The 13813-nt window shown below is 74.3% G+C and carries 9 protein-coding genes; 4 read left to right on the top strand and 5 right to left on the bottom strand.

Features of this window, described 5'->3' with window-relative positions; translation table 11 throughout:
* Nucleotides 1–23 precede the first annotated feature (23 nt).
* On the top strand, nucleotides 24–2135 hold the full coding sequence (locus ABD254_RS01755; RefSeq protein ID WP_344245024.1) for an acyltransferase family protein: 2112 nt from the start codon (nucleotides 24–26) through the stop codon (nucleotides 2133–2135).
* 34 nt (nucleotides 2136–2169) lie between these two features.
* Here the strand turns inward: ABD254_RS01755 and ABD254_RS01750 are convergent, their stop codons facing one another.
* Entirely contained in the window at nucleotides 2170–3543 is a 1374-nt protein-coding gene (locus tag ABD254_RS01750; protein WP_344245022.1) for a SpoIID/LytB domain-containing protein, read from the bottom strand.
* Between the two features lie 188 nt (nucleotides 3544–3731).
* Here ABD254_RS01750 and ABD254_RS01745 point away from each other — a divergent pair, with 188 nt between their 5' ends.
* The 3 genes from ABD254_RS01745 (at nucleotide 3732) to ABD254_RS01735 (ending at nucleotide 7343) form a co-directional block, all read left to right on the top strand.
* On the top strand, nucleotides 3732–5645 hold the full coding sequence (locus ABD254_RS01745; RefSeq protein ID WP_344245020.1) for a peptidoglycan recognition protein family protein: 1914 nt from the start codon (nucleotides 3732–3734) through the stop codon (nucleotides 5643–5645).
* A 159-nt stretch (nucleotides 5646–5804) separates the two neighbouring features.
* Complete coding sequence (locus ABD254_RS01740) at nucleotides 5805–6599, top strand: NAD-dependent epimerase/dehydratase family protein (RefSeq protein ID WP_344245018.1); 795 nt, start codon at nucleotides 5805–5807, stop codon at nucleotides 6597–6599.
* A gap of 51 nt (nucleotides 6600–6650) precedes the next feature.
* On the top strand, nucleotides 6651–7343 hold the full coding sequence (locus ABD254_RS01735) for an IspD/TarI family cytidylyltransferase (RefSeq protein WP_344245016.1): 693 nt from the start codon (nucleotides 6651–6653) through the stop codon (nucleotides 7341–7343).
* An 87-nt stretch (nucleotides 7344–7430) separates the two neighbouring features.
* Here the strand turns inward: ABD254_RS01735 and ABD254_RS01730 are convergent, their stop codons facing one another.
* The 4 genes from ABD254_RS01730 to ABD254_RS01715 form a co-directional block, all read right to left on the bottom strand.
* A complete protein-coding gene (locus ABD254_RS01730; protein WP_344245014.1) occupies nucleotides 7431–9290 on the bottom strand; it encodes a glycosyltransferase in 1860 nt (619 codons plus the stop codon).
* A 71-nt stretch (nucleotides 9291–9361) separates the two neighbouring features.
* Complete coding sequence (locus tag ABD254_RS01725; protein ID WP_344245012.1) at nucleotides 9362–10156, bottom strand: polysaccharide pyruvyl transferase family protein; 795 nt, start codon at nucleotides 10154–10156, stop codon at nucleotides 9362–9364.
* On the bottom strand, nucleotides 10153–13041 hold the full coding sequence (locus ABD254_RS01720; RefSeq protein ID WP_344245011.1) for a glycosyltransferase: 2889 nt from the start codon (nucleotides 13039–13041) through the stop codon (nucleotides 10153–10155). Before ABD254_RS01720 ends, ABD254_RS01725 begins: the two co-directional genes overlap by 4 nt.
* Nucleotides 13031–13792, bottom strand: coding sequence for a Stf0 family sulfotransferase (locus ABD254_RS01715; RefSeq protein ID WP_344245009.1), 762 nt, complete (start codon nucleotides 13790–13792; stop codon nucleotides 13031–13033). Before ABD254_RS01715 ends, ABD254_RS01720 begins: the two co-directional genes overlap by 11 nt.
* Between the last annotated feature and the right edge of the window lie 21 nt (nucleotides 13793–13813).

The following is a 13813-nucleotide window of genomic DNA, read 5'->3' as shown; positions in this document are numbered from 1 at the left end:
CCCGTGACGACAGGGCACCCGCGATGAGCACCGCCATCGGCACGCTGCCGACGACCACCCCGACCCCGACCTCCCCGACGGCCCCGGCGCCCCGCGAGGCGCGGGGCGGCCGGACCTTCCTCCCCGAGGTGCAGGCGCTGCGCGCGCTGGCCGTCAGCCTGGTCGTGGCCTACCACCTGCGCCCCGACCTGCTGCCGGGCGGGTACGTCGGCGTCGACGTCTTCTTCGTGATCTCCGGGTTCCTCATCACGGGCCACATGCTCCGCGAGGCCCGCTCGACGGGCCGGCTGGCGCTGGCCCGGTTCTGGGCGAACCGGGCGCGGCGGATCCTTCCCGCGGCGCTGCTCGTGATCGCCGTCACCGCGGTCACCGCCACGGCCCTCGTCCCCGTGACCGGGTGGCGCGAGCTGACCCGGCAGGGCGTGGCGTCCGTGTTCTACGTGCAGAACTGGGTGCTGGCCGCAGACTCGGTCGACTACCTGGCGGCGGAGAACGTGGCCACGCCGTTCCAGCACTTCTGGTCGCTCGCGGTCGAGGAGCAGTTCTACCTGGTGTGGCCGCTGCTGCTCGTCGGGGCGATGCGCGTGCGGTGGCGCGCCCCCGTGCACGCGAGGAGCGCCGGAACCCCGGTGACCCTCGTCCTGGTCGTGTTCTGCGCGGTCGTGCTCGCGTCGTTCGTCTGGAGCGCGTTCGCCAGCGCGCGCGACCCCGCCGCCTACTTCACGACCACGACGCGGCTGTGGGAGCTGGGCCTCGGCGGGGTCCTCGCGGTCGTCCACCGGGACCGCAGCCGCTTCGTGGGAGCGCGCAGCGTGCTGGCGCTCGGCGGCCTGGCCGCCGTCGTGGGGAGCGCCTGGCTCCTCACCGACGAGACCGCCTTCCCCGGCACGGCGGCTCTCGCGCCGGTCCTCGGCACCGCCGCCGTCATCGCGGCCGGGCGCACCGCCGGGCCGGGCTCGCTCACCTGGCTGGTCGACCGGCGCTGGGTCCAGTGGCTCGGCAACTCCTCCTACTCCCTGTACCTGTGGCACTTCCCGGTGGTGGTCTGCTTCCTCGCCTGGAAGGGCCGCCCGCCGTCGGCGCTCGAGGCGGTCGGGCTCGTCGCGATGATGCTCCTCGCCGCCGCCGCGAGCTACCGCTGGGTGGAGCAGCCCCTCCGCGCCGCGCGCTGGGCGCGTGCGGCGCCGTGGAAGGTGCTGACGGCCGCCGCGGTGGCCATGGCCGTCACCGGCGTCGTCGCCCTGGTGCCCGCGCTGCGGTCCGACGCCTACGACCGGGCGTGGCGGGCCGCCGCGGCCGCCGTGCAGGTGGAGCCGGGGTCGGGCTTCGGGGCGGACGCCGTGCGGGACGGGACGGCACCCGCCTTCGTCACCGAGGACCCCGTGATCGTGCCCAGCCTCGCCTCGCTGCGCACCGAGCTCTCGCCGGTCTTCACGCGGTGCTCCGTCGGGCCCGAGGTGCCTGGCACGCCGTCCTGCGAGTTCGGGGACCCGGACGCCGACCGGACCCTGGCGCTGGTGGGCGACTCGCACGTGCGGATGCTCGGCACCCCGCTCACCGCCATCGCGAAGGAGCGAGGCTGGCGCGTCGTGACCTACCTGCACAACTCCTGCCCGTTCTCGCTCGAGCCGCGCGACATCCCGTCCGGGGACAGCTGCGTGGCGGCCAACCGCGCGACGCTCGACGCCCTGCTCGCCGAGGCGCCCGACGTCGTCGTGACGTCGTACTACACCGGCTCGCACTTCGAGGACCCCGACGGAGCGGCCGAGGGCTTCGCCGACGCCTGGCGCCCGCTCGTCGGCGCGGGCGTCCGCGTCGTCGCCGTCGAGGACGCGCCCCGCCCCCGCAAGGACGTCGTCGAGTGCGTGGCCGACCACCCGGACGACCCCGCCGAGTGCGCCGTCCCGCGCCGGGACGCGCTCGCCCGGCACGGGCTGCTCGCCGAGGCGGCCGCCCTGGCGGGCGGCGTCGACGTGGTCGATCTCGAGGACCGCTACTGCGGCGCGCGGAGCTGCCCGGCGGTCGTCGGGAACGTCATGGTCTACCGGGACGACAACCACGTCACCGACACGTACGCCCGCTCGCTGCAGCCCTACCTCGAGGACGCGCTGGCGCTCGACGCCGCCGCCCGCTGAGCGGCGGCGCCTGGCGGCAGGTGCGGCAGGCGCGTCAGGACGGGCGGATCGACGTGATCCACGACGCCGGCAGCGACCCGGCCGTCGTGCGGGCCCCGAGCACCGCGCGGATCTGGTCCGCCTTGCCGGTGATCGTCGACGTCGTGCCGCGGCGGTTCGTCGCCACCAGGGTGCGCGCCTGGCCGCTCGTCCAGCGGGACGTCACCGCGATCGACACGACGACCGGCAGGTCGAAGAGGTCGGCGGCCTGTGCCTGCGTGATCGTGCGGGTCCACGAGGCGTAGGAGTTGCCCGGCGCGACCTTGCTGTAGGGGTCCGAGACCGACCGCTCGTACGGGACGACCGACGCCCACACGTCCTCGGAGTCCGCGGTGCGGCCGCCGCTCGAGGAGTAGTAGTGCGCCGCGACGGGCTCGCCGTCGTAGGCCAGGCCCAGGGCGCTGGTGGAGGAGTCGACAGTCCTGTTCACCGCCGCCTTCCACACCGCCCCGTAGCGGCCGCCGGTGCCCTCGTTCTCCTTGTCCCAGCCGGTGAAGTGCTGGTCCCGCACGTCGTCGACGAGGTGGCAGTCGCAGGCGGGGTTCCGCGCCTGCGTCTTGAGCAGCGCGTACGAGCGCGCCGCCATCGCCTGCGCCCGAAGGGCCCCGGCGCCGCCGTTCAACCCCCAGGACGACGGCATCTCGGCCAGCCCGTACAGGTACTCGGTGTTGAGCAGCAGGTCGTTGACGACGTTCGGGATGTCCTCGCGCTCCGTCAGGGTGAGGCGCCCGTGCCGGTACGTCCCGTGGGAGCCGTCGATGTCGACCAGGGCGTCGGGTCCGCCCGCGTCGTAGTACCGGGTGCCCGACCAGTGCAGCCGGAGCAGGTCACGCTCGAAGAGCTTGCCGTCGACGCGCACCCGCACGCGGCCGTCGGCGGTCTCGCCGGCCGTCGTCACCTTGAACCGCGTGTTGCCCGAACCGCTCGCGACCGTGTCGCCCTGCTCCGTGCGCAGCCGCCACGAACCGCCGGTCACGTGCACGTAGGTCGTGTCGCTCGAGTCGCCGTAGCCGGCGAACGCGTACGGGTCCGGGCCGTAGAGCTGCACCGAGACCGTCGCGGGCGTCGTCATCCGGAGCACCTGCGCGCCCGTGTAGTAGTACCGCAGGACGTCGCTCCCGTTCGCGCCGCGCCGGGACAGCTCGTAGGCGCCGTACTGCGGCATCCCGACCCCGTGCCCGAACCCGCTGCCCGCGATCCGGAAGGAGTCGGGGACGGCGGCCAGGGCCGTGGCGGTGGAAGGCGTGGCGGTGGAAGAGCGGTCCGGCGCGGACCCCTGCGCCGCCCCGGCGCCGGCCGTCAGCCCCGCCGCGACGAGGAGCGTGCTCGTGGCGCCGGCCAGCAGCCGACGGGCCCAGGTCGCGTGCATGGTGGATCCTCCCCGTACCGTCCCCTTCGACCACTGTGCGCCCCGAGGCCGCCGAGCGCCATGGGGTAGCGGGGGTGATCTCGGGCCGGGCGGGGCCGAGGGCACGGGCCGCGGCTCGTCCGCATGATGGTTGCTCCGGCCTCTTCCCGAGGTGCCGGGGGCCCCGGGGCGCCCTACGGTCGGTAACCATGAGTCGCTGGGGACGGATCGGTGGGGCCGGGATCGTGGTCGTCGCGCTCGCGCTCGGCGGGGTGATCCTGCCGACGGTGACGCTGCCCGTGGCGGAGGCGCACGCGGTGCCGCCCGACGTCGAGTCGGTGCCGGTGCGGGGGGTGGACCGGGCCGCGAGGGCCCAGTCCGGCGCGCTCGCGGCGGCGGAGGGCGCCGAGCGTCCCGAGCACGCCGCGGTGCAGGGCCGCGGGTCGGGCGCGGGGGACGACGACGGCGCGGGCAGCCTCGCGGCGCTCAGCCCGCAGACCGCGACCCAGGACTTCCTCGTCGCGGGAGTGACGTGGGCGGCCGACAGGGGTTCGGAGGTCACCGAGGTCGCCGTGCGGCTCCGCGAGGAGGGCGGGTGGGGGGACTGGCGCGCGCTCGGCCTCGACGGCATGGTCACCGAGGACGGTCGGACCGGCACGGAGCCGGTCACCTCCACCGGTGCCGACGGCGTCCAGGTACGCGTCCGCACCGCCGACGGCGCCCCACCCTCGGGGCTGAAGGTCGACGTCGTGGACCCGGGAACCTCCGCCGCCGACGCCCGGGTGGGCGCCGACCCCGCCCCCGCCTCGTCCGCGAGCGCGGCGACGGGCCGGGAGATCCGGCCGAGCATCGTGACCCGGTCCGAGTGGGGCGCCGACGAGTCCCTGCTCGGCTCGTGGCCGACGGTCTCCGGGGAGCTCGACGCGATCTACGTGCACCACACGGCGGGCACGAACGCGTACTCCAGGTCGCAGTCGGCGGCGATCGTGCGCGGCATCTACGCGTACCACACGAAGTCGCGCGGCTGGCCCGACATCGGCTACCAGTTCCTCGTCGACCGCTTCGGACGCGTCTTCCAGGGGCGCTCGGGCGCGGTGCACGACAACCCGATCGGCGCGCACGCCGGCGGGTACAACACCGGCACCATCGGGGTGTCGGCGATGGGCGACTTCGAGTCCGCCCGCCCGACGTCGGCGCTGAAGCACAGCCTCATGCGCGTGATCGCGTGGAAGGCGTACCAGTACGGCCTCGCGCCCCAGGGGCACGTCACGCTCCCGACCGGTGACAGCGCCGGGTCGACGACGCGGGCGAGGCCGGGGACGAACGTCCGCGTCCCGACGATCACGATGCATCGCACGACGAACCACACGACGTGTCCCGGTCGGCATCTCGCCGCCTACCTGCCGGCGCTGCGCGACGCGGTCCAGGCGAAGGTCGCGCGGGCCAAGGACCATTACGGCACGGTCCGGCCGGCGGTCGGCCGACCGAACGGGTCCAGCCCGGCGGGGCAGGTCCCGGCGCAGTGGAAGAAGTCGGTGACCTACACCTGGAGCAAGGTCACCGGCGCGAGCCGGTACCAGGTGCTCACCCGGTACGCGGGCTGGAAGCAGGACATGCCCGACAGCCGCTACTGGCGGGTGCACACCTCGACGACGAGGCGCTCGATCACGATCCCGACGAGCATCGGCTGGACCCGCCAGGTGGCGGTGCGGGCGATCTCCGGGAGCGAGCTGCGGGGGCCGATCGAGCGGATCTCCCGGTCGTCGAGGCCCGTCCCCGCGAGCCAGTGGGCGCGCTCCAACAGCTGGAAGAAGCACTCGAGCGACCGGTACTACGGCGGCGTCGCCTACTGGACGAGGAGCAAGCACGCCGCGATCCGGCTCAGCGGGGCGAAGGAGGTCCGGTCCGTGCGGGTCGTCGCGTCCACCGGGCCCGGCTTCGGCCGGGTGCAGGTCCGGGTCAACGACCGTGCGGTCGGGTCGTTCGACCTGGCGTCGCGGACGTTCCAGCCCAGGAAGACCTTCGCGGTCACGCTTCCCCGGGGGGTGGACGGCGAGGTGCGGCTGCGCACCCTGGACGGCAAGGAGGTCCGGATCAGCGCGATCGCGCTCGCCCGGCGGTGACGCCCGGCGCCGACGCCCGGCGCCGACGCCTGGCGCCACCTCCCGGTGCCCGACGGCGCGCGCCCACGACGCCCTCCGCCGGCGCTTCGGCCGCCGCCGCGACGTCCCCTACGATGGTCCGGACCTCGCACCGGGCGAGCGACGCACGGAAGGAGCGGCGTGAGGACTGCGCTGATCGGGCACACCGGATTCGTCGGGTCGAACCTGGCGGCCTCGCACCTGTTCGACGACCTGTACAACACGTCGAACATCGAGCAGATCTCCGGCCAGGAGTACGACCTGGTGGTGAGCGCCGCGGCGCGCGCCGACTCGCACCGGATCAACTCCGACGGGGCGGCCGACCGTGCCGAGATCGACGCGTACGTCGACCGGCTGTCGACCGTCCGCGCGGGCAAGCTGGTCCTCGTGTCCACGGTGTGCGTCTACCCCGGCGACACGTCGCCGGACGAGTCCACGCCGCTGTCGGAGGACGGGCTCACGCCCTACGGCGCCAACCGGCTGCACCTCGAGCGCCGGCTCGGCGACCTGTTCGACCTGCTGCCCCTCCGGCTGCCCCAGCTCTACGGCCGGGGCATCAAGAAGGGCATCGTGTACGACCTGATGAACGACTACCGGGTCGAGCACATCCGACCCGAGGGCCGGTTCCAGTACTACGACCTGCGGCGGCTGTGGGCCGACGCGCAGGTGGCCCTCGACCACGGGCTCGGGGCGCTCAACGTGTCCACGCCCGCGCTCACGAGCGAGGCGATCGCCCGCGAGGTCTTCGGCCGCGACATCCGCGGCCAGCTGAAGGACGTCCCGGAGAACCCGATGTCCCGCATGTACACGCGGGACATGCGCACCGAGCACGCGTCCCTCTACGGCGGTCCGGACGGCTACCTGATGACCGCGGACGAGGAGCTCGACGCCGTGCGTTCCTTCGTCACCGACGTCCGGTCCGGCGCCGTCGCCTGACCGGCCGCGCCCGGCCGCCTCTCCACCTCACCCTGCAAGGAGATCCACCCGATGTATCAGTCCCACAAGGTCTCGGCCATCGTGACGTGCGCCGGTCGTGGCGTCCGGTTCGGCGGCAACAAGCTGCTGGTCAAGATCAACGGCGTCACGATCCTCGAGAAGACGGTCCGCGAGTTCGTGCACCCGTCGATCGACGAGATCATCGTGACGATCAGCCCCGAGAACCGCGACGTCTACCACGAGATCCTGGTCGAGAAGGCGGGCCTGCCCGTCACCCTCGTCGACGGCGGCGAGGAGCGGTTCATCTCCGCCCAGCTGGGTCTGGCGGCGACCAACGGCGACATCGTGATGGTGCACGACGGCGTGCGCCCGTTCGTCAACTCCGAGCTCATCGACCGGGCGCTCGCCGCCGGCGTGGAGCACGGGGCGGCGATGCTCGGCATGCCCACCGTGGTCCAGCTCAAGACGGTCGACGACGACGAGTTCGTCACCGGCTCGCTCGACCGCTCGCACAGCTGGCTCGGCCAGACGCCGCAGGTCTTCCGCCGCGACCTGCTCGAGGTCGCGTACGAGAAGGCCATCGCGTCGAGCTACCACCGCATCTCCGACGACGCCGACCTGGTGGCCGAGTTCACCGGTCACCGCGTGAAGATCGTCAAGGGCGAGGACTACAACATCAAGATCACCACGCGCACCGACCTGGTCATCGCCGACCAGATCATGGCCCAGGCCGACTGGGAGTGACGCGCTCCTCCCGCAGGGAGGGACGACCGAGCGGGGCCGCCGCGGGCCCCGGGCCCGCGACGGCGCCGCCGTGGTCTCGGGAGCGGGTCAGGGCGCGCGGAACGTCAGGCGCCCGCCGCGCTCGACCGTGACGATCGCGTCGAGCGCGACGTCCCGGCCGCCGAAGCTGCCGATGATCCGGTAGTCCCCGGGCTGCGCGTCGAGCGTGCCCTCGATGCGTGCCCCGTCGCCGTCGGCCACGATCGTGGCCGGCTGCTGCTCGACCGGCTGCAGGGTGACCCCGCCGGTGATCCGGGTGCTCCCGGCGACGGCGACGTGGTGGAGCGGGAGCCGGTAGGCGTCGGGGCCACGCCGGTTGTGCTGGGTCGTGGCCGCCGCGGGCCGGACCTTCGCCGAGCCGAGGACCGTCCGCTTGGTCTGCCCGAGGTCCAGCGACAGCGCCCGGGAGTCGTTCTTGTACGCGACCCGTGCCTCCCCGTCGACGAGCGCGACCCGGGCCGGTGCCGCGCTGTGCAGCGCCCGGTGGTTGAGCACCCCGAAGAGCTCCGCCCGGGCCGACAGGTCCCAGACCTGCCCGTCCAGCGGGTGGCCCAGGGCCGCCGTGGCGCGGTCGATCCGCGCCGTCCCGTGCAGCCGGACGACCACGTCGTCGTCGCCGGACACCTCGACCCGCTGCTCGGTGGGCACCTCCCAGGTGACGCCGTCGTCGCGCGACCGCACGGCCACGGTCGTCGTGGCGGCCGCGACGTCGTCGGTCACGTCGAGCAGGTCTGCGTCGAGCCGGTCGGCCAGGTGGTCGGGCAGCACCCGCAGGATCCGGTCGCCGTCGCGCCGGAGCGCCAGGGTGTCGCCCTCGGCCGTCCAGGTGGTCGTGAAGGCGACGACGAGCCGTCCCTCGGCGTCCCAGCGCACGTCCGAGGCCGCGGCCTTGCCCACGATTCCCGCGTCGACGGCGAGGAGGTCGCGCAGCAGGTCCCACTCGCCGGCACGAGCCAGCGCGGCGCGCGCGGCGAGGTGCCGGGGCAGCCGGGCGTCGACGGCCGGGTCGACCCGACGGAACATCCCCGCGGCGCGCTCGAGGATCGGAGCCCGCTCGGCGTCCGGCAGGTCGAGCAGCCGGGCGCCCAGCCCGGGCAGCATGCGGTTGCGGTACTGGTGCCACTGCATCAGGTCGTGGTCCCGGCTACCGCGCTCCAGCCGCTCGTCGACGGCCTCGAAGATGGCGTCGAGCCAGCGCCACCACTCCGAGAAGTCGTCCTGGTAGGTGGACGAGGCGGTCTGGCCGTGCCGCACCCAGTGGTAGAACGGCACGTCGGCCAGGATGGCCGTGCGGGGGCCCGCGGCCGCGAGGTCGATCGAGAAGAAGACGTCCTCCCACATCACCCGCCGGCCCTCCGGGAACCGGACGTCGTGCTCGAGCAGGAAGCTGCGGCGGAAGAGCTTGTGGGGGTTGGTCGGCCGGAGGGCATGCACGTCGTCGTCGCGGAGCCCGGCGTCGTCGACGTTGGCGGTGAAGACCTCGAGAGCCCACTTCGCCTGGTCGGTGCGCGTCTCCTTGCCGGTGACGACGTCGGCGCCCGTGCGGTCCGCCATCGCCACGGCCGCCTCGAGGCCGCGCGGGTACAGCTCGTCGTCGTGGTCCATGAAGACGACGTAGTCGCCGCGGGCCGCCTCGAGCCCGACGTTGCGCGGGCGGCTCGGCCAGCCGGAGTGCTCGAGGTGCAGCGCCCGCGTCCGCGGCCGGGTCCTGGCGAGCTCCTCGAGCCGCCCCGGGGTGCCGTCGGGCGACCCGTCGTCGACGAGGACGACCTCGATCTGCTCGGCCGGGAGGGTCTGGGCGTCGACGGACGCCAGCGTCTCGTCGAGCCGCGGGCCCGAGCAGTAGGTCGGGATCACGATGCTGACGCGCACGTCTCCAGGGCGGTCGGACTCGTGCGGGACACTCATGAATCTCTCCATCTCGATGCCTGCGGGGTCGCCCGTCGGGTGGACGGTCACCGGGGACAGCCGAGACTATGTCACACCGGCAGGGCCCCGACGAGACCGCGCTTGAGGTCGTCGATCCCGGTCGGGGGACGGAACCGTCCGGTGACGAGGTCGACGAGCTGCGGGACGTCGAGGTCGCGCACGTCGTCCGGGGTCAGCGGCGGCTGGTAGCGGTCGGGGCCGAAGGCGGAGCAGTAGTCGCGGAACTTGAAGTCGCCGCCGACGAGCTTGTCGCTGACCTTGAGCCGGGCGTTGGGCACGCCGAGCGCGTCGGCGAAGATCAGGCCGTGCATGGAGGAGGACACGACGACCTCGCAGGCGGCGATCTCGCGGGCGACCTCCTCCGGGGACCAGGCGATGTTGATGCGTCGCACCCCCGGAAGGGCGGCGATCGCGCGCATCGTGGGGTCGTCGGCGTCCTTGTAGTGCGGGACGACGCCGAGGGCGTAGCGCTTGGCCACGGGCCCGTCGACCAGGCGGTCCGCGAGGATGCCGGGGTCTCCCAGCGCGACGCCGTCGCGCACCGACGGGTCCAGGTGCTCGAGGGTCAGCCGCCCGCGCACCGCCCGCGGGACGAAGTCCGCCGGGACCGGGTCCCGGTGCGGGGCGATGACGCCGGCGCCCCAGACCTGGGGCATGTCCGTGGGGCGGGCGCGCAGGAACTTCTGGAGCACGGAGCCGGCCCCGACCACCTCGGCGGACTCGAGCGGGGTCCAGGCGACCGGCCGGCCGGACAGCCGCTCGAGGAGCGGCGCGGTCAGCTCGTCGCCGAAGTTGAGGTCGGCGGGGAAGCGCCAGCGCCACCACCACAGCCGGATCGGGGTCATTCCGAGGCCTCCCGGACGGGGGTCGTGCGGGCCACGCGGACGCGGGCGTCGACGCGGTCGACCGCCAGCTCGGGCGAGGCGGCGAGCGGTGTGGTGTCGGGCGGTGTGGTGTCGAGCCGCGGCGCGGACAGCACGCCACGGTGCGCGACGGTGAGGGCGAGCAGGACCTCCCCGACCTCGGCGGGCACCGGCAGGCGGGCCGCGACGGTGGTCGCGTCGATCGCAGTGTGGGGCAGGAGGTGCCGTGCCGCGCGGCTCCCGGCCGGGGTGACCTCGGCGTAGACACGCAGCGACGGGTCCTCGTCGGGCACCGACAGCAGGACCTCCGGACGTCCGTCCGGGTCCAGGCGCACGCCGACGACGCGGGACTGCGGGACCTCGGTGGAGCGGCCGTGGTCGAGCGAGAGGTTGCCGTGCGCCGTCGTCCCGTAGAGGAGGTCGGTGGGGCCGAGCCGGAGCGCGTCCGGGGAGACGCCGGCGGGGCGGGCCCCGCCGAAGCGGGCCCAGGGGCCGACGACGTCGCCCCAGACCGGGGCGACGCTGAGGTCCCACACGCCGGCGGCGGGCAGCGTACGCGGGTCGATGACGAGCTGGAACCCCGCGGCGGGCCCATGGGGCGACGGGCGGGCCGTCGTCTCGTGGAGGTGGACCTCGACCGACCGCTCCCCGTCGCGCAGGCTCCAACGGACGCGCACGCCGTCCGGGACGGGGAACTCTCCGACGGCCCGCAGCCAGCCCGCGGCGACCGCGCTGCCGCCGTCGGGCCGGAGGCTCGTCAGGAACGTCTCGGTCCGCTCGGGTGCCGCGTCGAGCAGCTCGTGGCCGAGGGCCGCCGCGACCGCCGGAGGGACGTCCAGGACGAAGCCCTCGGCCCCCAGGACGTGGCCCAGGTCGCGGACGTTGCCGCCGGCGTGCTCGACGAGCTCGGACACCAGGTCCGCCTGCCGTCGGAAGACCAGCTCGAGGAGCGGGGCCGCCTGCGCCGGGACGTTCGCCCGCAGCCCCGGGGTCCACAGGTGCCCGAAGCGGTCCGCGACCCGGTCGACGAGCGCGCGGCGATCCGTGTCGGACAGGGCGAGGAACCGCGCCCGGAAGAGCCCCTCGACGGCGGGGCCGCCGAACGGCCGGACGAGCAGGGAGTCGCGGTCGGCGCCGGGTTCGGTGTACCGCTCGACGACCTCGGCGACGCTCCACGCCTTGGCGAACTTCTCGTCGAAGGTCTCGGTCGTCCGCGACATGTGGACGCCGTCGTGGCCTCGCACGACGTAGTAGTCCGCGTCGGCCAGGACGACGATGCGGCGCGCGGCGAGCTCCGCCTCCGCGACGAACGCGATGTCCTCGCCGTTGCGGAGCCCGGTGCGGAACCATTCGTCCAGACCGAGCACGTGCTCGCGACGGAAGAGCTTGGTCGGCCCGAGGGCGCGGATGAGGTTCGTACGGACCATCCCCGCGTCGAGCGTCGAGCGCGCGAACATCGACTTCGCCACCCCGCGACCGCCGACCCCCTTCATCCGGCCGAGCGCGACGTCGGCGTCGACCGCGTCCGCCGCGTCGACGAGGTTCTCGAGGGCGTGGGGCGTGAGCAGGTCGTCGGCGTCGAGGAAGAACAGGTACGTCCCGGTCGCGGCCCTGATGCCCGCGTTGCGGGGGGCCGCGGCCGAGCCGGAGTTCGGCTGGGTCAGGACCTGCATCCGCGGGTGCTCCTGGGCCAGGCGGCGCAGGACGCCCGGCGAGTCGTCCGTCGAGCCGTCGTCGACCGCGATGATCTCGACCTGCTCGGCGGGCAGGGTCTGGTCGAAGACCGACCGCACCGCTTCCTCGACGAACCGGGCCGCGTTGTAGACGGGGACGACGACCGAGACCCGGGGCGGGGCGGCCGCGTCCTGCGCATCGTCGCGGTCGGCGACGGGGATCAGCGTCGCGGCGCCGTCCCGGGCGATCCGGACCAGGAACGGGGCGGCGACCCGCCCGCCCCCGAGGGAGAGGACGAGCTGCCAGAGCCCGGGGGTGGCCGACGCCGTGGCAGTGAGCAGCACGTCCTGTCCCGTGACGGTGAGGCGCGCCTCGCCCGGTGCGCTCGAGGCGCCGAGCCTCCGGCGGACCTTGAGCAGGGCGCGCCGGGCCACGGACCCGACGGGGGCGACGAGCTCGGCGGTGCCCAGGAAGGGCGCGCGCCGGCCGTCGGCGACCGGCGAGACGCGGATGCCGTCCAGGGGGATCGAGAGGGTGACCCGGCTGCGTCCGCGGTCGTCGGCGCTGGTGCGCGTCGTGGCGGCGGACGTGCGCGGGCGCGAGTCGTTCACCACGGTCCGCAGCGTGCTGCTGGAGTCGACGCTCAGCGTCCCGCTCCGGTTGCGGTACGCGACGAGGTGCCGGCGCCCGGCGATCGCGGGCCGAGCCGCGGCGTCGGTGCCGACGGGGAGGTGGTGGGTGACGCCCAGGGCGTCGGTCTTGGCGCGCACGTCCCACACGCCGCGGCCGAGCGGCACGCCCTGGTTCCCGCCGCTCGGGTCGAGCGTGCCCTCGACGTGCAGCCGTGCGGTCACGAGGTCGTCGCTGCCGGGGACCGGGACGAGCCCGGCCGTGGTGGAGGTGGGCAGCTTCCGGAACCTGCGCGACCCGCGCCTGCGCACCGTCAGGGTGGACGTGGCGCGCTCGAGCTCGCGCGTCAGGTCCACCACGCTCTGCGGCACGTCGGGGAAGCCCCCGGGGAGCACCCCCCGCAGGTCGTCGCCCACCCGGCGGAACGTGCGCTCCCCGCCCTGCTCGTCGAGCCAGCGGGTCGTGGCACGCACGTGCAGCACGCCGTCGACCCAGACCAGGCCGTCCACGTGCGCCCGCGCCCGGTAGCGGCGGCCGGCTCGGGCCCTGCGCTCAGTACCCACCGGACTCCTCGAGGTAGCGCGCGCGCCACTCGGCGTTGGTCGCGGTGGCCTGGCGGGTGGTGCCCGGGTCGGGCAGGGTCGCGGGCGCGGGCACGCCGAGGCGCGCGCAGACGTCGGTGACGGTCCGTGCCGGGTCGGCGAGCATCTCCTCGTACACCACGACGTGCGGCGTGATGCCGCGCTCGGCGAACCAGGCGTCCCAGGCGGCCTCCTGCTTCTCGAAGGTGCGCACGCCCTTCGCGATCCCCTCGAAGTCGTACATGGGTTCGTGCCTCACCTCCTGGAAGCTGATCCACGACTTCGTCTGCCTGGCGATCACGAACGACACCGCCTGCGCGACCTTGTCGTCGCGCGTGATCCGGACCCAGTCCTTCGGGTCCAGGGCGTCCATGATCGCGGCGTCCTCGTGCACCCCGGCGAGGTGCCGCCAGTGCACCTTCACGCCGAACCAGCCGCTGGGCGAGGTCCGGCGGGCCATCACGGCGCGCAGGGTCGCGGCCGGGTCGGGCTCGCCGAGCAGGTGCTGCCACTTGGCGAGGTGGCGCGGGTGGAGGTACTCCAGCGGGCTCCCGAGCTGGTCGGTGCCGTGCAGCAGGTGACCCAGCATGTGGCTGCCGGACCGCTGCAGCGACGCGATCACGTAGGTGCGCGGGGTGCCGTCGAACGGCGGCTGGTCGTACTCGGGCCCGAACTGGTCCCAGTCCTGCGTGCCGCCTTCGGCGGGACCGGCCGCGCGCGTCGGGTCCGTCATCGTGGGTGCCTCCTCCTCATC

Origin of the sequence: Isoptericola hypogeus (assembly GCF_039531145.1) — a bacterium.
GTDB lineage: Bacteria > Actinomycetota > Actinomycetes > Actinomycetales > Cellulomonadaceae > Isoptericola > Isoptericola hypogeus.
Note: the sequence above shows the minus strand (reverse complement) of the source record. Positions and strands in the feature narration are given on the sequence as shown.

Coding starts and splice junctions, on each gene's coding strand:
- ABD254_RS01755 (WP_344245024.1), top strand. CDS start 24: ATGAGCACCGCCATCGGCACGCTGCCGACGACCACCCCGACCCCGACC.
- ABD254_RS01750 (WP_344245022.1), bottom strand. CDS start 3,543: ATGCACGCGACCTGGGCCCGTCGGCTGCTGGCCGGCGCCACGAGCACG.
- ABD254_RS01745 (WP_344245020.1), top strand. CDS start 3,732: ATGAGTCGCTGGGGACGGATCGGTGGGGCCGGGATCGTGGTCGTCGCG.
- ABD254_RS01735 (WP_344245016.1), top strand. CDS start 6,651: ATGTATCAGTCCCACAAGGTCTCGGCCATCGTGACGTGCGCCGGTCGT.
- ABD254_RS01730 (WP_344245014.1), bottom strand. CDS start 9,290: ATGAGTGTCCCGCACGAGTCCGACCGCCCTGGAGACGTGCGCGTCAGC.
- ABD254_RS01725 (WP_344245012.1), bottom strand. CDS start 10,156: ATGACCCCGATCCGGCTGTGGTGGTGGCGCTGGCGCTTCCCCGCCGAC.
- ABD254_RS01715 (WP_344245009.1), bottom strand. CDS start 13,792: ATGACGGACCCGACGCGCGCGGCCGGTCCCGCCGAAGGCGGCACGCAG.